The organism is Jeotgalicoccus sp. FSL K6-3177 (genome assembly GCF_038050175.1).
Taxonomy (GTDB): Bacteria; Bacillota; Bacilli; order Staphylococcales; family Salinicoccaceae; genus Jeotgalicoccus; species Jeotgalicoccus nanhaiensis.
The window spans coordinates 432,421-453,937 of record NZ_JBBOSK010000001.1 but is presented as its reverse complement, the minus strand read 5'-3'; the positions used below and the strand labels follow the sequence as shown (position 1 = coordinate 453,937).

At 43.4% G+C, this 21,517-nt stretch carries 20 protein-coding genes; 8 read left to right on the top strand and 12 right to left on the bottom strand.

Annotated elements, in window-relative coordinates; translation table 11 throughout:
* Position 1 precedes the first annotated feature (1 nt).
* The 5 genes from MHH58_RS02305 to MHH58_RS02285 all read right to left on the bottom strand — a co-directional run bounded on the left by MHH58_RS02305 (position 2) and on the right by MHH58_RS02285 (position 6,525).
* Positions 2 to 973 (bottom strand): alpha/beta hydrolase, encoded by a 972-nt coding sequence (locus MHH58_RS02305; RefSeq protein ID WP_341344911.1) that lies wholly within the window; start codon positions 971 to 973, stop codon positions 2 to 4.
* Positions 974 to 1,001: 28 nt separating this feature from the next.
* Positions 1,002 to 1,667, bottom strand: a complete 666-nt coding sequence (locus tag MHH58_RS02300) for a DUF6320 domain-containing protein (RefSeq protein WP_341344910.1) — start codon at positions 1,665 to 1,667, stop codon at positions 1,002 to 1,004.
* A 2-nt stretch (positions 1,668 to 1,669) separates the two neighbouring features.
* Positions 1,670 to 2,944 (bottom strand): alcohol acetyltransferase, encoded by a 1,275-nt coding sequence (locus MHH58_RS02295; protein WP_135098378.1) that lies wholly within the window; start codon positions 2,942 to 2,944, stop codon positions 1,670 to 1,672.
* Positions 2,945 to 3,117: 173 nt separating this feature from the next.
* Positions 3,118 to 4,797 carry an ABC transporter substrate-binding protein gene (locus MHH58_RS02290; RefSeq protein WP_341344909.1) on the bottom strand — a complete coding sequence of 560 codons (1,680 nt, stop codon included), beginning with the start codon at positions 4,795 to 4,797 and terminating at the stop codon, positions 3,118 to 3,120.
* A gap of 45 nt (positions 4,798 to 4,842) precedes the next feature.
* On the bottom strand, positions 4,843 to 6,525 hold the full coding sequence (locus MHH58_RS02285) for a glutathione ABC transporter substrate-binding protein (RefSeq protein ID WP_341344908.1): 1,683 nt from the start codon (positions 6,523 to 6,525) through the stop codon (positions 4,843 to 4,845).
* A 305-nt stretch (positions 6,526 to 6,830) separates the two neighbouring features.
* On the opposite strand from MHH58_RS02285, the gene MHH58_RS02280 reads away from it, so the two are divergent.
* The 5 genes from MHH58_RS02280 to MHH58_RS02260 all read left to right on the top strand — a co-directional run bounded on the left by MHH58_RS02280 (position 6,831) and on the right by MHH58_RS02260 (position 11,243).
* Positions 6,831 to 7,739, top strand: coding sequence for an ABC transporter permease (locus tag MHH58_RS02280; RefSeq protein WP_115885874.1), 909 nt, complete (start codon positions 6,831 to 6,833; stop codon positions 7,737 to 7,739).
* Between the two features lie 12 nt (positions 7,740 to 7,751).
* Entirely contained in the window at positions 7,752 to 8,672 is a 921-nt protein-coding gene (locus MHH58_RS02275) for an ABC transporter permease (protein ID WP_135098385.1), read from the top strand.
* A 15-nt stretch (positions 8,673 to 8,687) separates the two neighbouring features.
* Positions 8,688 to 9,695 carry an ABC transporter ATP-binding protein gene (locus tag MHH58_RS02270; RefSeq protein ID WP_135098387.1) on the top strand — a complete coding sequence of 336 codons (1,008 nt, stop codon included), beginning with the start codon at positions 8,688 to 8,690 and terminating at the stop codon, positions 9,693 to 9,695.
* Positions 9,685 to 10,791, top strand: coding sequence for an ABC transporter ATP-binding protein (locus MHH58_RS02265; RefSeq protein WP_341344907.1), 1,107 nt, complete (start codon positions 9,685 to 9,687; stop codon positions 10,789 to 10,791). The genes MHH58_RS02270 and MHH58_RS02265 overlap by 11 nt, the downstream gene beginning before the upstream one ends.
* Before the next feature lie 62 nt (positions 10,792 to 10,853).
* Positions 10,854 to 11,243, top strand: a complete 390-nt coding sequence (locus tag MHH58_RS02260) for a hypothetical protein (RefSeq protein WP_341344906.1) — start codon at positions 10,854 to 10,856, stop codon at positions 11,241 to 11,243.
* A gap of 268 nt (positions 11,244 to 11,511) precedes the next feature.
* On the opposite strand, the gene MHH58_RS02255 is transcribed toward MHH58_RS02260, so the two are convergent.
* The 7 genes from MHH58_RS02255 to MHH58_RS02225 all read right to left on the bottom strand — a co-directional run bounded on the left by MHH58_RS02255 (position 11,512) and on the right by MHH58_RS02225 (position 17,963).
* Positions 11,512 to 11,994, bottom strand: a complete 483-nt coding sequence (locus tag MHH58_RS02255; protein ID WP_115885879.1) for a DUF456 domain-containing protein — start codon at positions 11,992 to 11,994, stop codon at positions 11,512 to 11,514.
* Positions 11,994 to 13,199, bottom strand: a complete 1,206-nt coding sequence (locus MHH58_RS02250; RefSeq protein WP_341344905.1) for an MFS transporter — start codon at positions 13,197 to 13,199, stop codon at positions 11,994 to 11,996. The genes MHH58_RS02255 and MHH58_RS02250 overlap by 1 nt, the downstream gene beginning before the upstream one ends.
* Positions 13,200 to 13,214: 15 nt before the next feature.
* Positions 13,215 to 14,075, bottom strand: coding sequence for a LysR family transcriptional regulator (locus tag MHH58_RS02245; RefSeq protein WP_135098397.1), 861 nt, complete (start codon positions 14,073 to 14,075; stop codon positions 13,215 to 13,217).
* Between the two features lie 44 nt (positions 14,076 to 14,119).
* Positions 14,120 to 14,656, bottom strand: a complete 537-nt coding sequence (locus MHH58_RS02240; protein ID WP_135098399.1) for a DUF402 domain-containing protein — start codon at positions 14,654 to 14,656, stop codon at positions 14,120 to 14,122.
* 97 nt (positions 14,657 to 14,753) lie between these two features.
* Positions 14,754 to 16,709, bottom strand: coding sequence for an ABC transporter permease (locus tag MHH58_RS02235; protein WP_341344904.1), 1,956 nt, complete (start codon positions 16,707 to 16,709; stop codon positions 14,754 to 14,756).
* On the bottom strand, positions 16,681 to 17,586 hold the full coding sequence (locus MHH58_RS02230; RefSeq protein ID WP_341344903.1) for an ABC transporter ATP-binding protein: 906 nt from the start codon (positions 17,584 to 17,586) through the stop codon (positions 16,681 to 16,683). The genes MHH58_RS02235 and MHH58_RS02230 overlap by 29 nt, the downstream gene beginning before the upstream one ends.
* Positions 17,583 to 17,963 (bottom strand): GntR family transcriptional regulator, encoded by a 381-nt coding sequence (locus MHH58_RS02225; protein WP_115885885.1) that lies wholly within the window; start codon positions 17,961 to 17,963, stop codon positions 17,583 to 17,585. Before MHH58_RS02225 ends, MHH58_RS02230 begins: the two co-directional genes overlap by 4 nt.
* A gap of 244 nt (positions 17,964 to 18,207) precedes the next feature.
* On the opposite strand from MHH58_RS02225, the gene argF reads away from it, so the two are divergent.
* Genes argF through argJ form a run of 3 tightly spaced genes read left to right on the top strand, consistent with a single transcriptional unit; the run spans position 18,208 to position 21,513 of the window.
* Positions 18,208 to 19,215 carry an ornithine carbamoyltransferase gene (gene argF, locus MHH58_RS02220; RefSeq protein WP_135098406.1) on the top strand — a complete coding sequence of 336 codons (1,008 nt, stop codon included), beginning with the start codon at positions 18,208 to 18,210 and terminating at the stop codon, positions 19,213 to 19,215.
* Positions 19,216 to 19,237: 22 nt separating this feature from the next.
* The gene (argC, locus tag MHH58_RS02215) at positions 19,238 to 20,278 is read left to right on the top strand and encodes an N-acetyl-gamma-glutamyl-phosphate reductase (RefSeq protein WP_135098408.1); all 1,041 of its coding nucleotides are present in this window, start codon (positions 19,238 to 19,240) and stop codon (positions 20,276 to 20,278) included.
* A 14-nt stretch (positions 20,279 to 20,292) separates the two neighbouring features.
* A complete protein-coding gene (gene argJ, locus MHH58_RS02210) occupies positions 20,293 to 21,513 on the top strand; it encodes a bifunctional glutamate N-acetyltransferase/amino-acid acetyltransferase ArgJ (RefSeq protein WP_341344902.1) in 1,221 nt (406 codons plus the stop codon).
* The last annotated feature ends 4 nt before the right edge of the window (positions 21,514 to 21,517 follow it).

The window sequence follows — 21,517 nt, the reverse complement described above, 5'->3', positions numbered from 1 at the left end:
TTTAATTATCATATTCCAAAAGGATATCCTTAATCTGCCTTCTTGCTTCAATACCTTCTTTAATCGGATAGAGCGGAAAGACATGATTCTGCATAGCATATTCGTAGTACTCGTAATCTGCCCGGGCTTTATCGAGCAGTTCAGCGTATTTTCTTGCATCTGGCAAAATAATTTCACGCGTTCCTGTAAACAAGTATAATTTTGGCAGACCAGCTAAATCACCAAACATCGGCGATACTTTGTAATGGTCTGGTGCAGCATCACCCGACCAGATTTTCCCGATAACTTTTAAATTATCTGTTTTCAACATCGGTTCCACCGCTTCAAATTTTTCAATTTCAGGATTGCTCAGCGTAATATCGAGCCAGGGTGAAATGACGATTTGCGCCTTCGGCAGCGGCAGCGATGCTTTTTTTATCCATTGTACAAGCCCGAGTGTCAGTCCTCCGCCTGCAGAGTCTCCCATAATGATTATATTTTCACTTTCCTGAACGAGCTGTTTATACAAGTCCTGCACTGCTTCGTATGCTTCGATATAAGTATGTTCCGGTGCCTTCGGGTAAATCGGTACGATAAATTCCATGCCTGTTTCTCTGACGAGTTTGCTTAAAAAACGCCAGTGGAATACGGACGGCTGATGAATATAACCGCCGCCGTGCAAATACAGTACCCGCTGTCTGCTCTTCGGGGTCTTTGGTGACATGCTGAACACTTTCATGCCCGACACTTCACAGCTTTCAATATGAGAGGTAACGATACTTTTTGGAATTTCATACTCTCGACGGTTTTCTTCAGCATTACGTTCGAGCATTTCCTCATTCACGTCTTCTAAATCAAAGTTCGCAACTCTGATTAAATCTTCAGCCAGTTCGCTGCCGATACTTCTCTTATGTACAAACAGCGCCCGGTATATATACATAATGACACCGAAAACTGCTGTCAAAACTGCCGCACCTCTAAATAATATTTTCATTTTACCCGTCCCTTTATCTTCTATTATATTAAAAATGGAATCTTCTGCCGAGCTGTGTCATGAATGACTGGTTGGCAATCAGCAGCATTGCAATAAATGTTGCTGCACCGAACGATGCTGCGGATACGCTTGGCCACAGCACGTCTGCCACCCCCGTAAAGTAAAGTATAAGCGGCAGAAAACCGAGCGCAATCATCAGAAGCAGAAAGCTGATGTAGCCCGTCCATTTCAGACGGACCTTTATAATGATAATTGAAATCAGCATGATGCCTGCAATAATCACAAACGGCACGACGTAATTGACCGACCACTGCATTGATCCCGACATGCCGTCGATTACGAGCAGCAGTATTGTCAGACTAACGACCTGGGTGGTTATCTTACCGCCGAGATGCGAGGCTGACAGTATCGTATGGTTCAGTGATACAAGCAGATAAAAGATTGCGACCGCCACATAGAATACCCACAGGAAATGCGGCATAACTATTAAGTTCACTATAAAGCAGATCAGCGTTGCAAGTATACCGCCGATAATTGCGAGTCTCGATATGCGTGCGCGCATTTTATATTCCTGCTGATCGTAGACGGGGTACGCCCTCGTTTCTTCAGTATTTCTATCTTCAGACAGCAGCTTATGGCACAGCGGACATGTATTTTCCGCCGTGACGATTTCGCATTCCGTGCATCTGTTCATTGCTACTCACCCCATCCGTTTGAAGATACTGTCACATCAAGTCCTGTCAGTCTTGTAATTTCTTTAAAAAACGTTTTTATAATTTTATTTTCCTCTATTGAACGTGAAAATGTAATCGTTAATTTATCGTTTACTGTTGCCGTGCCGCAGTTAATCGGACTTTTATTTGTCGGATAAAGTACGACATCCATCGAATCGGCATAGGGCCGCATCGATTCCGGCAGCTGAATATTGCCGAGATTCGACAGAGTCAATGTCTTTGCCCTCTCGCCGAACTGGTTAAATGCAAAACGCATCACCGGATATTTAATGAATACGGGAACGATTCTTAGCCATAAATGACTTTGAAAGGCCACGAACCGGTTAATACTTTCCTGCAGAAAATTCTTATCAGTTTTAGCAATCAGCTGCTGTGTTACCTGTTCGATAATTTCTTCAAGCGGTACATCATCGCTCATCCTCACACCAATATTCGAAACCGAAAAAAAGTTTCGGATAGATACCGAAGGGAAATGCCGCCGCAGACTGACCGGCATCGCTACTGTTATTAGTGAAGATTTAGATTTTTCCCGGTGTTTTTCCATATGAATGACTTTTATCAGCAAACTTGTTAAAAAACCTGTCAGCGAGGTACCCTCGGCTTTTGCAAATGTATTGAGCGCTTTGGCATCGACTATCCCCTGAATAACGTTAATTCCCGGCGGGTTTAATGTCGTACCTTTCAGCTGGTATGCTTTCTTATCGCTTGATGCCGGATTTTTAACCGCACGCGATGTTGCATATTTTTCGAAGCTGTCTTCCACTTCTTCTCGTTTTGGTGCATCGTGCGGCAGCATAATATATGTGCCGTCCGCTTCAACCGGTTCACCTTTCAGCAGTAAATACTCATACGCTAATGTTTTTAAAAATTCGGCTGCACCGCCGCCATCTGTCAGTGAATGGAATACTTCGACTGAGATGCGTTTTTTAAAGTACAGCACACGGATTAAAAATGCATTATTCTCTTTTCTATCTATCGGTGCACACGGATAATCCGTTTCTTCTTTAACGAGCAGCACCTGATCATTCTGTTCAAGGAAATCCCAGAACAGTCCTTTACGGACTCTGACCGTCAAGGTAGGGAACCTCAGCACAACAATATCCAGTGCTTCCTGCAGAATTTTTGGATCAACCATTTCGTGAAGCGTCATCGATACACGAAAGACTGCAGAGTTCGAAGCGTTCGATACTGCATGAAATATCTTCCCTGTATTATCTATTTTATACCATTGATCCATGTTACAACCTCCGAAGAAAATATTGAGCATTTTTTCTTTACTTACTATATATTGTAGAGCCAAAAGAAAGAAAGAGCTATTTTTTTCTTTTACTCTGATAAATGTAAATTCAAAAGAAAAACAGAAGCAAAGTCTACTATAGTAATAGCAGTTCTGCTTCTGTCCAGTGATTGTTACTCAGTTTGTTCTTCCAAGGTGACCGTTCTGAAATCGGGTTTCGCCAGGTGTCCTGTGTCGAGATTTCCAACTTCTGCACGTGCTGCATGAGCACTTGCCGCCTGTCTGATAAAAATAGACGGCTGTTCTTCAACGAGTATCTGGTCAACTTGTTTATAAATTTCCGCCCGCTTATCTGAATCTGATTCCTGGCGTCCCTCTTCCAGCAGTTTATCGACTTCTTCGTTGTCAAAGAAGGCACGGTTGCCGCCCGCTCCTTTCATTGAAGAGTGGAACAGCGGCCACAGCCCCTGGTCCGGATCGCCTACTGCATTCGGCCAGCCGAGGATAAATAAATCATGTTCGCCGTTCGATATAGCTTCGAGGTAAGTACCCCACTCAAGCTGTTCAACTTCAAGATTAATACCGATTTCTTTCAGCTCTTCCTGCAGCAGGACCGCGATATCAATACGTTCAGGTACATCGTTCGTCATAATTTTTAAGTTCAGACCGTCTTCATAGCCTGCTTCTTTCATTAACTCTTTTGCACGTTCCGGGTTATGTTCAAGATCTTCCAGATCCTCGTCGTAGCCGAGCACCTCTTCCTGCAGCGCGCCTTTCATCGTGCGCCCCTGACCGTAGTAGACACCTTCCATAATCGCTTCTTTATCTACCATATGGGCAATCGCCTGGCGTACCTTTTTGTCGGCCAGCGCACCTTTTTCTGTATTCATTCCGACATATTCATTAGAAATATTATATACACCGTCTTCGGTGACTATTTCCGGATTATTTACAAGGCGGTCCCACTGGGAATTTTCAATGCCGTATATAAAGTGGGACTGGCCGGTTTCAAGTTCTGCAATACGTGCTGTCGCTTCGGTCACCACTTTAAAGGTCAGCGTATCGATTTTTGCAGGTTCACGCCAGTAGTCATCAAAGCGTTCAACAACTACTGATTCCCCGGGAGTTCTAGACTGGAACTTCATGTATCCTGTACCAACCGGGTTTTGTTCAATCACTGCACCCGTATCACTGCCGATTGCATTCGCAGCTTTATCGAATTCTTCGCCGCCTTCAGCTCGGAGTCCGTAATATTCATCTGCCGTCATATCGAGCCCTGCATTGTCAATTGCGTTCTGATAATCTTCATCGATAACTGCTTTAGAAACGATACCGCCGGCATCGTGCGCCAGATAATTTGGCAGCGCCGCAAATGGATATTCCGTTACCACTTCGACCGTATAGTCATCTAGCACATTAATTTCTTCAATCATTTCAAAAATATTCGCCCGTGATGACGCAACAGCCGGGTCAACAATACGTTCGATACTCGCTTTAAAAGCTTCCGCATTAAAGTCTGTGCCGTCATGGAACTTCACATCATCTCTCAACTTAAATTTCCAGGTTGTATCATTCACCTGTTCAAAATCCGCGGCCAGTGTCATTTCCGGTTCCATATTCTCGTCTATATCAAATAATCCTTCATATAATACATCTCTCCGCTGATCCGACGGCAGATCATTTTGCCCGGCCGGGTCAAGTGATGAAGTATCACTTGCATAAGATGCGATAAAATCTCCCCCTGAAGTATTCGTTTCGCCGTCTTCATCTGCAACTTCCACATTTGCATCACTCGTACAAGCTGCAAGTCCAAGTGCCATTGCAACGATAGTTAAACGTTTGAAATACTTCATATTATACATCCCCCTGGATTAAGGTCATTTTTTTATGATAAAACCCTACTGCTCATTAATAGTGACATTTCTGAAATCCGGTTTATTAAAGTGGCTGATATAGAGCCCTTCTACTTCGGTACGTGCAGCATTCGCACTCTGCGCCTGCCTGATAAAGACTGCCGGCTGTTCTTCTACGAGTATTTCATCAATTTCCTGATAGATTGCTTCGCGCTTGTTATCATCCAGCTCTCTTCGGCCTTGTTCAAGCAGCTCATCAACTTCTTCGTTGTCAAAGAAAGTACGGTTGCCGCCTGCTCCCTGCATCGATGAATGGAACAGCGGCCAGATGCCCTGATTCGGGTCGCCGACAGGATTTGGCCAGCCGAGAAGGAATAAGTCGTGCTCCCCGTTTGATACTGCTTCCAGGTAAGCACCCCATTCAAGCTGTTCAATATTTAAATTAATTCCGACTTCTTTCAGTTCTTCCTGCAGGTAAATCGCAAGGTCGACACGCTCCGGTGAGTCATTTGTCATAATCGTTAAGTCAAAGCCGTCACCGTAGCCTGCTTTTTCAAGCAACTCTTTCGCACGTTCCGGATCGTACTGGAGATCTTCAAGATTTTCGTTATATCCGAGAATTTCCTCTTGAAGAGCGCCTTTCATGGTGCGGCCGATACCGTAGTATATTCCGTCCATAATCGTTTCTTTGTCGACCATATGGCCGATTGCCTGCCTTACCCGTTTATCTTCAAGCGGCCCTTCTTGTGTGTTCATGCCGACGTATTCGTTAGACAGGTTGTACACCGGATGTGTTTCCATTTCCGGATGGTTCTCTATACGGTCCCACTGAGCATTATCAAATCCCTGAATAAAATGAGACTGGCCGGTTTCAAGTTCAGCGATTCTTGAGGCATCTTCTGCAACCACTTTAAATGTAATCGTATCGAGTTTCGCCGGTGTATCCCAATAGTCATCGAAGCGTTCAACGACTACATTTTCACCAGGTGAACGGGACTGAAATTTCATATAGCCTGTACCGACAGGTTTCTGTTCAACGACTGCACCGGTATGACTGCCCGCTTCTTCTGCTGCTTCTTCATAAGCTTCGCCGCCGTTTTCACGAAGCTCGTAAAACTCATCCAGTGTCATATCAAGTCCTGCTTCATCAATCGCATTCTGATAATCTTCATCGATAACTGTCGTAGAGACCATGCCGCCCGCATCGTGTGCCAGATAATTCGGCAGTGCCGCAAACGGATACTCCGTAATGATTTCAACTGTATAATCATCGATAACGTTGACTTCTTCTATCATTTCGAAAATATTCGCGCGGGATGATGCGACTGCAGGATCGACAATTCTTTCGATATTCGCTTTTACTGCTTCAGCGGTAAATTCAGTGCCGTCGTGAAACTTAACGCCTTCCCGCAGATGGAACTCCCAAGTCGTCTCATCTGTCTGTTCGTAAGTCTCAGCAAGACGCGGTTCCGGTTCAAGTTCGTCATTTAAGTAAAGCAGTCCTTCGTAAATCACATTTCTCCGCTGGTCTGAAGGCAGATCGTTCTGCCCTGCCGGGTCAAGCGAAGAAACATCCGTGGCGTAAGATGCAACAAGATCTCCGCCTGCCGCCGGTTCTTCTGTATTTCCTTCTTCATCTGAAACTTCGACATCCGAGTCGCTCGTACAGGCAGCGAGCACGAATATAAGTGCAGCCAGTAATAAATATGTATAATATTTCTTTGCCAATTTACAGCCTCCGTTATTGTGATATAATCAATTCATAGTAAATATATATGCATTGTAATCCAGATTATAGCACTCGGAATTAGAAAGTTGCAATATCTATTTTAAAATTACAGAATGCTGCAACCCTTGGGGCGCTTAAGGAAACGTTTTCAATTATCTATACTTTTGTGAATATTGGCAGTAAAAAGTATAGACTTAAGGGATTCATTCTTGGTATAGTCTATACAACGATATATTATGAATAAATATGTCTGTTACATTTAGATTTATCTTAATATTTAGTTTTTAGAGGGGGTTTAAGTTGTATGTCAAATATACAACCAAGTCAGGTTCCAGTAAGAAAACCTGCCAATCGTAGACTCGACAATTTCAAAGACTTCTATAAGAAGCTTCGAAAAAACAAAGCAGCGCTTGTCGGTCTTTACGTATTGGTATTTTTATTTTTCGTTTCAATCTTTGGCGCACTGGACGCTAACTATAATATATTGGGCGTGAATTCAAACGCTACAAACCTTACTGATAAACTGCTGGGTCCTTCAGCGCAGTACTGGTTTGGAACAGATCACCTGGGCCGCGATATCTTTTATCGTATTCTTCACGGAATGTACATAACACTGGGTGTAGGTTTCGCAGCAACCTTTATGGCTGCCCTAGTCGGAGTGCCGATTGGTCTCCTTGCAGGTTATTACGGCGGATGGCTTGATACTGTCATCATGCGTTTAATGGATGTCCTGCTTGCATTCCCGGGCATCCTGCTTGCACTTGCTATTGTCAGTGTTCTCGGCGGAAGTACGATTAACGTTACCGTCGCTATTGCAATCGGAGCACTGCCGCAGTTCGCACGTATTGTCCGCGGGTCTACGCTGACAACGCGGAAACTCGAGTATATCGACGCAATCAGAGCACTCGGTGCAAAAGACGGAAAAATTATATTCCAGCACATTCTGCCGAATATAATGTCGCCGATTATCGTTAACACAACTCTATTTATCGCAACTGCGATTTTATCAGCAGCGGGTCTGTCTTTCCTAGGGTTAGGTGTACAGCCGCCGACTCCTGAGTGGGGGGCTATGCTTAACGACGGACGTAACTACATGTACCAGGCAGCCCACATTACATTCTTCCCTGGTATGATGATCGTTATCGTAGTACTCGCATTTAACTTATTCGGAGATGGTCTTCGCGATGCTCTGGATCCGAAAGCCAAGAAATAGGAGGAGGATATCATGACAAAATTTATAATTCGCAGATTGCTGCAGCTTATTCCCGTGCTCCTCGGAGTTACGGTACTCGTATTCAGTCTGATGCACCTCACTCCGGGTAACCCTGCTGTGATTATGGCCGGAGAAAGTGCACCGGAAGCTACTGTTAAAGCGATTGAGGCAAGGCTCGGGCTAAACGACCCGCTTTACGAGCAGTATTTCAGATTTTTAGGGAACGCGGCACAGCTGGACTTCGGTTCTTCTATCCGTGACAACATTCCCGTTTTCAACCATATCAGCGCACGTTTTGCAATTACACTTGAACTATCTGTAATGGCTATGATCTTCAGTGTTTTCTGGGGTCTGTTAGCCGGGATTATTTCAGCAGTAAGAAGATATACATTTGAAGATGTTGCAATGATGGTCGTTGCACTGTTCGGTCTGTCAATGCCGAACTTCTGGCTTGGACTGATGTTAATTCAATGGTTTGCGATTGAATTTCAAATCTTTAAACCTACAGGCTGGGGCAGTCTTGAACAGAACGTTCTGCCGGTTATTACGCTCGGTACGGCCGGTGCTGCCATAATTGCACGTATGACACGAAGCAGCATGCTCGATGTCATTGATCAGGATTACATTCGTACCGCACGTGCCAAAGGTGTTAAAGAAGGTACAGTTATTTTACGCCACGCGCTTAAAAACGCGATGATTCCGGTAATTACTGTTATCGGTATCCAGTTCGGTTCATTTCTGGCCGGTTCTGTACTTACGGAAAGTGTTTTCGCAATCAATGGACTCGGAAGGTTAATCATCGATTCAATCCTTCAGCGCGACTTCCCTGTCGTTCAGGGTGCAATACTCGTTATCGCGGTAGTGTTCGTTATCGTTAACCTGGTCGTTGATATTACGTACAGACTGCTGAACAAACGGGTGGACTTAAACTAAGAAGGAGTGAAAATCATGTCAGAAGAAATGATTCTCGATATAGAAGATCTCCGCACTTCCTTCTTCGTTGATTCCAACGAAGTAAAGGCTGTCGACGGAGTGACATTCCAGGTTCCTAAAGGTAAAACTTTAGGTATCGTTGGAGAGAGCGGGTCAGGTAAAAGTATTTCTGCCCTCTCGGTTTTAAGATTAATAGAAAGCCCCGGTGAAATTATCGGAGGCAGCATTAAATATAAAGGCGAGGATTTAACAAAAGTTAAAAATTCACGCATGCGTCAAATCCGCGGTAATGAAATCTCAATGATTTTCCAGGAGCCGATGACGTCGCTTAACCCGACATTCACTATCGGCCAGCAGCTTCGTGAATCTTATAAAATTCATGAAGGTCTCGGTAAAAAAGAAGGTACAAAACGCGCAATTGAAATGCTTGAACTCGTCGGCATTCCTTCACCGGAAAAACGCGTTGACCAGTACCCTTTCGAACTCTCAGGCGGTATGAGACAGCGCGTTATGATTGCGATGGCACTAGCCTGCAAGCCTGAACTGCTTATCGCAGACGAGCCGACTACTGCCCTCGATGTAACAATTCAGGCGCAAATTCTCGAACTGATTAAAGAACTTCAGGAAGAGATCGGCATGAGTGTTGTTATGATTACACACGACCTCGGTGTTGTTGCAGAGACATGCGATTATGTCGCTGTAATGTATGCCGGAAAGGTTGTTGAATTTGCTGATGTTTATACATTATTTGAAAATCCGAAACACCCTTACACTGTCGGACTCTTAAACTCACTGCCGCGCCACGATAAAGCGCAGGATGAGCTGATTCCGATTAAAGGTAATGTACCTGCACCAAACGAAATGCCGTCCGGCTGCCGTTTTGCACCCCGCTGCCCTTTCGCATCGGATATTTGCAATACGCTGCCTGAACTCGAAGATCAGGGAGACGGCAACGAAGTCAGATGCTGGATTTATACTGATCAGTGGGACGGAGATAAGGAGGTACAGGTAAATGCCAAGTAAACAACCATTATTAAATGTTGAAAATCTGGAGCAGCACTTCCCGATTAAAGGGGGCTTCCTTGGACGTACAGTCAACCATGTTAAAGCTGTCGACGGCATTACTTTTTCAATCGATAAAGGTGAAACGATAGCAGTTGTTGGTGAGTCAGGCTGTGGTAAATCAACTACAGGCCGTGCCATTCTTCGTCTCGATGAACCTACTGGCGGTAAAGTTGAGTTCGAAGGCCAGGACGTTCTTGCCATGTCTAAAGATGAGATGCGCAAAATGAGAAAAGATATGCAGATTATTTTCCAGGATCCGTACGCGTCATTAAACCCGCGTAAAACTGTCAGACAGACATTATGGGAAGCCATGGATATTCAAAAAGTCGTTCCCCGCAAAGAGCGCAACGACCGTATTATTGAATTGATGGAAACTGTAGGACTGCAGCGCCACCAGATCGACCGCTACCCTCATGAATTTTCAGGCGGGCAGCGCCAGCGTATCGGGATTGCACGTGCGCTCTCAGTTAATCCTAAATTAATCATTTGTGATGAGGCCGTATCTGCGCTGGACGTATCAATCCAGGCTCAGGTGCTTAACCTGTTAAAAAGACTGCAGCGCGATCTGGGATTAACTTATCTCTTTATCTCACATGACCTTGGTGTTGTCCGTCATATTGCCGACCGCATCATCGTAATGTATTTAGGGAAAATCGTTGAGGTCGGAGATACAGATTCTATCTTTGAAAACCCTCAACACCCGTACACGAAAGCATTGCTGTCAGCAATACCTGTCCCGGACCCGCGTAAAAAATCAGAACGCATTTTCCTGCGCGGCGATGTGCCGTCACCAATTGATCCGCCGACAGGCTGCCGCTTCCATACGAGATGCCCGTTTGCCACAGATCACTGCCGTACGGAAGTGCCGGAGCTTGAGCAGAAAGATGCTGAATATTCAGGCTTCCACAAAGTTGCATGTCACTATGCATTAGACATCCAAAGAGGAAAACACGAACCGCAGTACGAAATGTACAACGTCCGTGAAATACTCGATGATGAAGGCGAAGACGCAGCAACAGATAAAGGCGAAGAATATACAAAAACTGAAAAATAATGATAATGTCCCCCGCAATTGCGGGGGCTTTTTTTGGTTGGGTAGGTGTTGAGAGTTAGGGTTTGGATATTTGGATGGTGTCGTTCACTTTGACGACGACGTTTAACCGGGGGCGGATGGTGTCGTTTACTTTGACGACGACGTTTAACGGAGTTTGGATGGTGTCGTTTACTTTGACGACGACGTTTAACGAGGGGTGGATGGTGTCGTTTGTTTCGACGACGACGTTTAACGAGGGGTGGACGTTGTCGTTTACTTTGACGACGACGTTTAGCTGGGGTTGGACGTTGTCGTTTGCTTTGACGACGACGTTTAACGGAGTTTGGATGGTGTCGTTTACTTCGACGACGACGTTTAACGGAGTTTGGATGGTGTCGTTTGTTTCGACGACGACGTTTAACGGGGGTTGGATGGCGTCGTTTACTTTGACGACGACGTTTAACGGAGTTTGAACGTTGTCGGTCATCATAATTATTAAAAAAGTAACCTTTGTTAAAATCTATGAATTTTTCTGGTCTGATATCACTCGAATACCGTCATCAAATTCATGAAGGGGTCCGACAACAACCGGATCCCGTCATCAAATTCATGAAGGGGTCCGACAACAACTGAATCCCGTCATCAAATTCATGAAGGGCCCCGACAGCACCCAGATCCCGTCATCAAAAAATCCGCACCTCAAAACCGAGATGCGGATTTTTATCATATATCGTATAGAGTCTAATATAAAAATACATCTAACAGGAAGAATATAACTAGGAAGATGTATATTATCACGTCGAAGATTGCACTTGAGATAAAGGCTAAAAACGAGCCTACTGATGCTTTCAACGCCTTGCTCATATCTTTTATCTGTATGAATTCCACAAAGAATACGAAGACAAAAGGTACGAACAACACACCGAACGGTGGGTAAACAAACATTCCGACAATAGCACCGATAATTGCTGCCCATTCGCCTTTTTTACTGCCTCCGAATTTTTTCACGAAGTAACTGTTTGCTGCCACGTCACTGATAAGTGCTACGAGTGTCAGCGCTCCGGCGATTACCCAGAACATCCATGACAGTTCGTCGCCGATGAAAAAGTTGTATACTAAAAATCCTATCCAGAACATGAGTACTGAAGGCAGCACTGGATATATGATTCCGGCAAATCCGAGTACAAATGATGCGATGACAATGAGCCATAAAATAATGTCCATCAAATTTCTCCTTTTCTGACTTCTTTCTTAGTAAAGAAGAACAGGATAAATGCTATAAATAAAAATGTACCGCTGATGTAAAATGAATTTTCCACACCGAGCACGTCATTCGCAATACCGCCGAGCAGGTTGCCGAGCAGCTGCCCGACTATCATAGCGTTAGCGAATAAGGTTGATGCGTAGCCGGGAAACTGCGGCAGCAGGTCCTGGAAATAACTGATTCCGAGACCGAGTAATATTGCTAAAAATAAAGCGAGCGGCAATTGTCCGATTAACATCATGGTGTAGCTTTCAAAGATTCCAATCGATAAAAAGTACATGCTGCCGATAAAACCGGCAATGATTAAAAGTGTTTTTGATGATACGCGTGAAGCGACATATCCCATAAATATCATAAGCGGCACTTCAAGCCCCGCACATAAACTTGCGAGTATACCGACTGCACTATCCGCTTCCCCTAGATACCCCGTTACAAACAGCGGCATATTCAAGAGGTACATCCATTGTCCCACGTGAAGAAAGACAAAAGCAATAAACGGTATAAATAAAGTCAGACTGGTTAACAGATTCGGACTTTTTGGTTCCTCGTAGCCGGTAATTTCAATCGTATTTTCTACCGCCGGCGGGTTGGAATTTTTAATTAGAAAGCTCGACATAAAGACGACAGCGAACATAATGACTGTCCCGAAAAACAAGCCTGTAAAATCGTAGCGGGCAAGCAGGATGGAACCGACGAGCGGTCCGAACAGGAAACCGAAGCTGAACATCGAACGCAAAATCGTGTTTGCCATCACCGCGATACTTGAACGGTACTGGTTAATCGATTCGCGGGCGGATGCATACAGCTGGGGCATCGCAGGAGCACCCAATGAAAAGAATATAATATAAGAAATAATCAGTATCCAGGTATTTGGAATAATTAAGAAGCTTAAAAATGCCATAATCTGCATCAAGAGAGCCGCAATGATTAAATACTTGCGGTCAAATTTGAGCCTGTCGCTGTAACGGCCGATAATCGTGTTGACAAAAAAACTGCCGACAGCTGCCGAAGCCATGAATATACCGTAACCGGTAGAAGACATTCCATGTGTTTCCGTCATAAAAATAACGAGGAAGGGGGCTGTAATCGCAACCGCCATCCCAAGCATGGTCATATTCGTTAAAAATAATTTATAGTTCTGTATTTGAAATAAGTCTTTGATCATCTTCGTCCCCCGGCTTTAGTGTCCGCTGTTATGCGAATCTCTTTTGATTAAGTCGATAAAAGACTCTACCTGCGGCAGCATGAGTACACTCTTGTCGTAAGAAATATAAGTGTCGCGGGTTAGCGGTTTGCCGTCTACCAGAACTTCTTCGATATGATAATTATCGAGATCCAGTCCGTCTAATACCAGTTCAGGCAGCACTGTAATGCCGACTTTTTTACGCAGTAATTCGCGGCAGGTCGTAATCTGATCGACGAAAATTTGAGGTTCATATTTAATATTGAAACGTTCTTCAAAATAATTTTTAATATGCGTAATATAGTCGGGATCTGCCTGGAATTCTATTACGGCGAGATCTTCAAGCTCGACATCTTTCGGAGTGACCAGGTAGTGTTTATCGCTGTAGAGCAGTTCATTTTCCTTATTTAAAATACGGGCACCGCGTACAATTGATAAGTGATAGTCGCCCTGGTTCGCAATAATTTCTTTGGTCGAACCTACGTCAATTTTAACGTTTACATTCGGGAAATCACTTAAATACTTTGCCAGAATATCCGGCAGAATCGTATAGCCGATTAAAGACGATACACCGATTGAAATTTTCCCTTCGACCGCGCCTTCGTTCGCCTGAATATAATCTTTAACGAGACGTTCTTCATCGACGACTTTTTTAGCATGTGCAATGATTCTTTCTCCAACGCCGGTTGTATAGAGCGCTTTTTTAGTTCTGATAAAAATCTGCACACCCCATTCGTCTTCGATGGACTTCAGACGCTGACTGACTGCCGGCTGTGATATGTAGAGCTTTTCAGCAGCTTTACGCAAGGTTTTAGCTTCGCTTAATGTTGCAAGTAAACGATAATCATCAACTTTCACGACATTACCTCCAGTGAATAAGCCATCCCCATTTCCTCGGATGGCTACATTAATTTTTTAAGTTCTTTTAAACACGATGCCGCAAGTTTTTTAAACTGGCTGAAATCCCTGTCAATTTCCGCCATCAGCTCGCGCGCAGTCCGATAGGCAAAATCTCTTTCTTTTGTACTGATAACTCCCTTTTTGAAAGCGCGTTTGATGTCCTCTTCATCTACGAGTTCATAACGGCCGTCCGGCAGCACCAGAACGTCGAGATATAAATCCTGCCGCCGTGCTTTGCCGAGCTCCAAAGTATGAGAATAATTAATATCAAAATAATATTGTATTTCCTGCCATTTTTCATCGTACATGACAGTAATGCTGTAATTGCGTTTTTCAGGCAGGAGCTGCATCCATTTAAAATTGTTAGCCACAACTAACGTATCTTCTCCGACCACGCGAACACTGAGCGGTTCACGAACTTTATGCATATGAATGATACCTGCCAATATTTTCTCACCCTGGCAGGTAATGATTGTTTCATCATATTTTGAGCGCACCAGCCGACGCCATTTTTTCTTATCCAGATACTTAGTTTTCATGGCATTCATCTCCTACTGGTAATTATACAAAAAAAAGAAAACAAAAGTATAGAGATAGGCATCAATTTTACCTATCTCTATAACTTTTGCTTATATTTTATTGGATAGCCAGGATGCTGAAGTCTACTTCAGCCGGATAATCTTCTTCTGATTCTGTATAATCCGGATAGCTGTATATGAGCAGTTTGCTGCCTTCAGGCGCCAGTTCACCATCGTTGACCTGGCTGATAATATCTGTTTTTTGCTCTTCAGATAAGTTTTCAAGCTCATGTTTGTCTGCCAGTTCCCGTATGTTCAGTTCCTTGTAATCATTAAAGAATGTTTTAAGTTCATCAGCTGGTATGTCCGCGATGAACATTTCACTCGACTGATTAAGGTATAATATTTCTTCCATCAGAAGATCAGATTCTGCAATCCGTTTTAGAACTGCTTCATTATAAATTGAGCTCATGCCCGACTCGTAATTGTTTTCATAATTAGCACTTGCTTCAATACGGCCCGTTTCATTTGTGATATAAGAATTATAGTCCATTAATTGAGCGCTGTGATTCTTATAATCTTCTATTAATGACCGGTCTGCTCTCAGAGTATTGTTAAACAGCCACAGCTCGGTCATTTCCGGATGATGTTTAATGTTTTCAAGGAAGTCCGCATTAATATTATATCTGTCCGAATTCAGCTGCTTAGTAATCTGCACTGCTTCAGAATCATTCTGAAGTGTTTGGAAGGTACGATTCATCACACTGCTGTCTTCCATCTTGTACTGGAATTCTAGCCGGGCAGTTTCATCCCCGGTATATATATTCGGGAAAGATTTATCTTCAATCGCAGCTTCATGTGCTTTGATTGCAGATTCAATCACTTTCTCGTCATCATTAAATAAAAATCCTTCTTCGAAATATTCATCGAGAGAGTCGCTCGTGTAGTACATATAATCGTCAGCAATATAAACACTTGCTACTTCTTCTTCGGACGGCACATCATTTACATATTTTGTCCAGCCGATTAAAAATACAAGCCAAAAAATAATAATAACAAGCACCGTAAATACTATCGACTTCCAGCTGAACTGTATTTTCACACTGTTCTGGAAGAACATTTCCACAATTAAGTAGGCAACAATTGCACCTACCGCAAATCCAAAAATAGATACTGCTGGAGAAACTGGTATTAACAGCGATACCGAAGCCCCTACTGCCAGCATACCGGCAATCGTCGTCACTGCTGTCAAAATTTCTTTCAGCCAGATAAAGTTAAAGCTCGCTGTCACTTTCTCGTTGCGACGGTATTTATACAGCACAAAAGACAATACAATCAGCAGAATGGCTGCTGCAGCCCATAAAAGGCTGAGCGGCGTATTAATTCCGTCATAAAGCTGGGTGACTGCAATATAAGGAAACGTTGCGTTCAGCACTAATTCCGAATGTTCTATGAATGATGATGAAATTCCATCATACAATACATTCGCCGCCGCAAACGTCAATCCCCATACGGCGAGCGGAAGGAATAAGGCCAGAATAATCACCTGCATGTGCAGGAAGATACCGTTAACTAAAAATCCTGTAAATATTGCTATCGCAAAAACAACAAAATGAACAAAAAGAGCATAGATTAACCATTTACCGATATCCGTTACTGCAATTTCCGGAATGAATATCATCCGCTCAATAAGCAGTATGACCGCACTGATAACCAGCGGGACAACGATTGCTGTTATGCCCGTTAATAAGACATGTACCAAAAGAGCTGTCCGTTTAACCGGCAGACTGTGCATGAAATCAGATGAACTTTCATCGTTTAAATAGTTCAGTAAAAACATTGCTAAAAACGCTGTGAAAATCATACCGATAATCAGCTGCCCGGAAGCTATTTGAAATAAGAAGTTTTCCGGAATCTGATAGTCCGGATAAAAATCTCTGTCAAACGTCACAATCCATATCGACAGAGGCAGAGCAATAATATTCAAGGCCATAAAGACAATCGTCAGCCAGAATATCGTACCCGTGAAATGGGACAGTAATGTTTTATTCAACAATGATGTTTGAGATTTCATAACCGAGTTCCCCCATTTCATAAGTAAATATTTCTTCCAGCGTCAGCGGCAGGATATCGTACATCAGCGGATTATATTTCGTCACTTTTTCTTCCAGATTAGATATATCTCCTTTTACTATACACGTAATAATACGTCCTTTAACTTTATGGTGAACGACATTCAGATCAGTGAAAAACTTATCTTCAGGCAGTTCTTTAAAGGCAATCTGCAGTTTGCAGTGCGTACCTCTGATATCCGTCAGTTCTTTGTGGAAGAGTATTTTTCCGTCATGCATAATCGATACCGAGTCGCACAGGTCTTCCATTTCTCTTAAGTTATGACTTGAAGCAACGACAGTCATCCCGTGGTTAGCAATGTCCTGCATCAGAATATTTTTAACCTGTTTCCGCATAATCGGATCGAGGCCGTCAAACGGTTCATCCAGCAGCATCACTTTCGGTCTCGCTGAGAACGCAAGGATAAAGGCGGCCTGCCGCTTCATTCCTTTCGACAGCTGATTCAGCTGTTTATCAGGTGCAATACCGAAGTGACTCGAAAGTTGTAAAAAGCGTTCATCCGACCAGTTCTTATACATTGCCTTATAAAACTTCGCCATCTTCTTTAAGCTCGCGCCTTTAAAAAAGAAGGGGATATCGTGCATGAAGATTACATCGCTTTTAATATCCGGGTTCTCATAAATACTTTGGCCATCGTAGCTCACCGTGCCGCTGTCCGCTTTATAAATGCCCGACAGCACCTTCATCAATGTTGTTTTTCCTGCTCCATTCGATCCTAAAAGCCCATGAATCGTACCTTCTGTAATTGATAAATCTATATTCTCAACTGCAGTATTTTTACCAAAACTCTTCTTTGCACCGTTTACCAAAAGCTTCATTCCTGTCCCTCCTTTTCGCGTTCTGCTTTATCTATCATTGCTTTTAAAGATACTCCCGGCACATCGAGAAACACCAGCTCCTTAATCAGGCGTTCCACTTCTGCCGTTAATGTTTTAATATGCTCTCTGTTCATTGTTTCCGTCATATCATTCACAAAACTCCCTTTTCCGGGACGGGAAATCACGTACCCTTCCCTTTCCAATTCTCTGTAAGCTTTCTGGATCGTGTTGGGATTAATCGTAAGTTCCTGGGCCAGACTGCGTACTGACGGCAGTTTTTCTTCCGGCAGCAGCACTCCTTGAATAATCAGACGTTTTACGTTTTCTGTAATCTGTTCATATATAGGCATGCGGCTTTTTACATCGATATCAAACACGTATCCACCTCCTGTCGGTCTGCTGTACTAACTGTATTAATTAATATAGTACAGTTAAAACAGAACATCGTCAATTAATTTATTATCATTTTGATAACTTAAATTTATACCAAATAAAGAGAATATATACGTTAAAACACTTGATTTATGAATTTAATTTGTATATTATAAACAGCAACCAATAATTATAAATATACATTATAACGAATAATAATTAGATAATGAGTCTAAAAGGAGTGTTTTCATGCATTTTCAAGGAAAAAGTTTTTTAACAATCAGTGATTTCAATAAGAAAGAAGTCGAATATCTGATTGATTTTGCTATTCATTTAAAACAACTAAAGAAAAATAATATACCTCACCAGTATTTAAAAGGACAGAATATCGCACTGCTGTTTGAAAAGTCTTCAACACGTACACGCGCTGCTTTTACAGTCGCAGCAAATGACCTTGGAGCATCTCCTGAGTTTTTAGGTTCCGGTGATATCCAGCTCGGTAAAAAAGAATCTGTAGCAGATACCGCTAAAATTTTAGGCAGCATGTTCGACGGTCTGGAATACAGAGGACAGAGTCAGGCAGTTGTTGAAGAACTTGCTGAACACTCTGGTGTGCCTGTCTGGAACGGTCTGACAGACGCCTCACATCCTACACAGATGATTGGCGACTTCATGACGATTAAAGAAGAGTTCGGCACATTTGATGGCCTTAAGCTTGTCTACTCGGGAGACGGACGTAACAATGTTGCGAACTCACTGCTTGTAACGGCAGCCATTCTCGGCATTGATGTCACAATCGCAGCTCCGGGATCACTATCCCCGGAAGATGCTTACGTGACGCTGGCACAAGAATACGCCAAAAAATCCGGCTCAGCTGTTGAAATTACATCGGACATTAAAGCAGCTGTTAAAGATGCAAATGTGCTTTATACAGACGTCTGGGTATCCATGGGTGAAGAAGAACACTTTGAAGAACGAGTGAACACACTCCTTCCATATCAAGTTAATAAGACGCTTCTTTCAGAAGTCAGCGAGAACTTTATCTTCATGCACTGCCTTCCGGCCTTTCACGATACAAATACCGAGTACGGAAAAAATGTTGCTGAAGAGTTCGGTATTGAAGAAATGGAAGTTACATCTGAAGTATTCGAAGCAGATTACGCGAAACAGTTTGAACAGGGTGAAAACCGCATGCATTCTATTAAAGCGATTATGGCAGCAACGAACGGCAGCTTATTTATACCGGATTTAAATTGATAAAAATTCAGGAGGTCATATTATGATCAAAGTCAGTATTATCGGTGCAACAGGTTACACAGGCAGCGAGCTTTTACGTTATTTAATTCCCCACTCGGAAGTTGAACTCATGTATTTAACATCGCGCAGCCATGCTGGTACAAAGGCTGACAGTTACTACCCCTTCTTAAAAGGAAGTATCGACAAGCAGTTTTCAGAACTCAATCAGGAAGCAGTATTCGGTGAGAGCGATGTCGTCTTTATCTGTCTGCCCCACGGTCATTCGATGGAACTTTCAGCAGCAGCTTCAGAATATGATGTAAAAATTATCGACCTCGGCGCTGATTTCCGTCTGAAAAATATCGATGTCTATGAACAGACTTATAACGTTGAACAGGCTGCGCCAAATTTACTGAAAGATTTTGTCTACGGCCTGCCTGAAAAATACAGAAATGATATTAAAAACGCGAAATACATTGCCAATCCCGGGTGCTTCGTGACAAGTGCCTTACTTGGTCTCCTTCCTGCAGTAAGCGATGCCCTGATTGATGAACAGTCTGTTATTATCGACAGTAAAACGGGTGTCAGCGGGGCGGGGCGCAGCGCTTCGGTTGATAAGCTGCTGACGGAACTGATGGGCAACTTTAAAGCATACAACCCACTCGCCCACCGCCATATTCCGGAAATTGAGCAGGAACTGAACAGCTCATCAAAAAATGCTGTACAGGTGCAGTTTACGCCTCACTTACTCCCGGCAGAGCGCGGTATCTTCTCAACAATTTACGCAACAGTTAAAGACGACATTACTGAAGCTGACGTTATTGACAGCTATAAGTCAGCATATGAAAATGAACCGTTCGTTCACGTACTAGAGTCAGGAGAACTGCCTCAGATGAAACACGTTGCCGGGACAAACAGCTGTCAGCTGTCGGTACAGCTGGACGAACGCACAGGCAGGCTTCTTGTTTTATCAGTTATCGATAACTTAGGCAAAGGCGCAGCAGGACAAGCGGTACAAAATATGAACATCATGTTTGGATTGCCTGAAAAATCAGGACTGACTACCATTGCCATGATGCCTTAGAGAGGGTTTTTGATATGCAGATTACAGAGAAAAAAGGATTGGTGCAAAAAGGACTTTGTGCGGTTGAAGGCGTCGAAACAAACGGTATACATACCGGTTTTAAAGCTCAGGATAAGGATCTTGCGCTCATCTATTTTCCGGATGGTGCAACCGTAACAGGAGTGTTTACGAGAAATAAAGTGAAAGCACACTCCGTACTTTACGATATGAAAATGCTTAAAAACTTTACAGATTTTAAAGCTATTTTGGTTAACAGCGGCAATGCTAATGCGTGCAATGGACTGAATGGCGAAGAGGATATTCAGTCAATGACTTCAGCTCTGGCAAAAAAACTGAATATCGAATCGCATGAAGTTCTCGTCAGCTCGACAGGTGTCATCGGTGAGCCGATGAATTTAAAACCATTCTATACTGGTCTCGATTCGCTGATTGGCGGACTTGGCACGGACACTTCCACCTCAGCTGCCGAGGCAATTATGACGACGGATACTGTGCCGAAAGAACTGTCATTAGAAGCTGAAATCGACGGTCACACTGTGCATTTCGGCGCCATGATTAAAGGTGCAGGTATGATTCATCCGAATATGGGCACCATGCTCGGCTACATTGTTACCGATGCCGGACTGCCGCAAGCTGACTTAAACACCGCTTTGAAATCTGCAGCTGACGACAGCTTTAACGTCATGACAGTCGACGGCGACACGAGTACAAATGATACTGTGCTGCTCGCTTCTACTAACAAAATTATGCTCGATGAAAGTCATGCGGCCGAATTTACTTCGGTGCTGACTGCGCTGTGCCAAAAGTTATCGCAGATGATTGCACGCGACGCTGAAGGTGCGACGAAGTTCGTTACCGTAAATGTTATTAATGCATATAGCAAAAGTGATGCTGTCAGTGTGGCAAAAACAGTCGCCACATCGAGCCTCGTTAAAACAGCTGTTTACGGTCAGGACGCCAACTGGGGCCGGGTTATTATGGCCATCGGCAACAGTGAAACTGATTATTTAGATCCGACTACAATAACGATTAAATTCACTTCAGGCAATGATGAAGTTCTCGTCTGTCATGAGGGTCTCGCAGTACCTTTCGATGAAGCCCGCGCTTATGAAATTTTAAGCGCTGCAGATATTGGGATTTTTATCGATTTAAATGCAGGTGAATCTTCAGCTCAAGTATGGACGTGTGATATGTCACTCGATTATGTAAAAATAAATGCGGACTACAGAAGTTAGGATG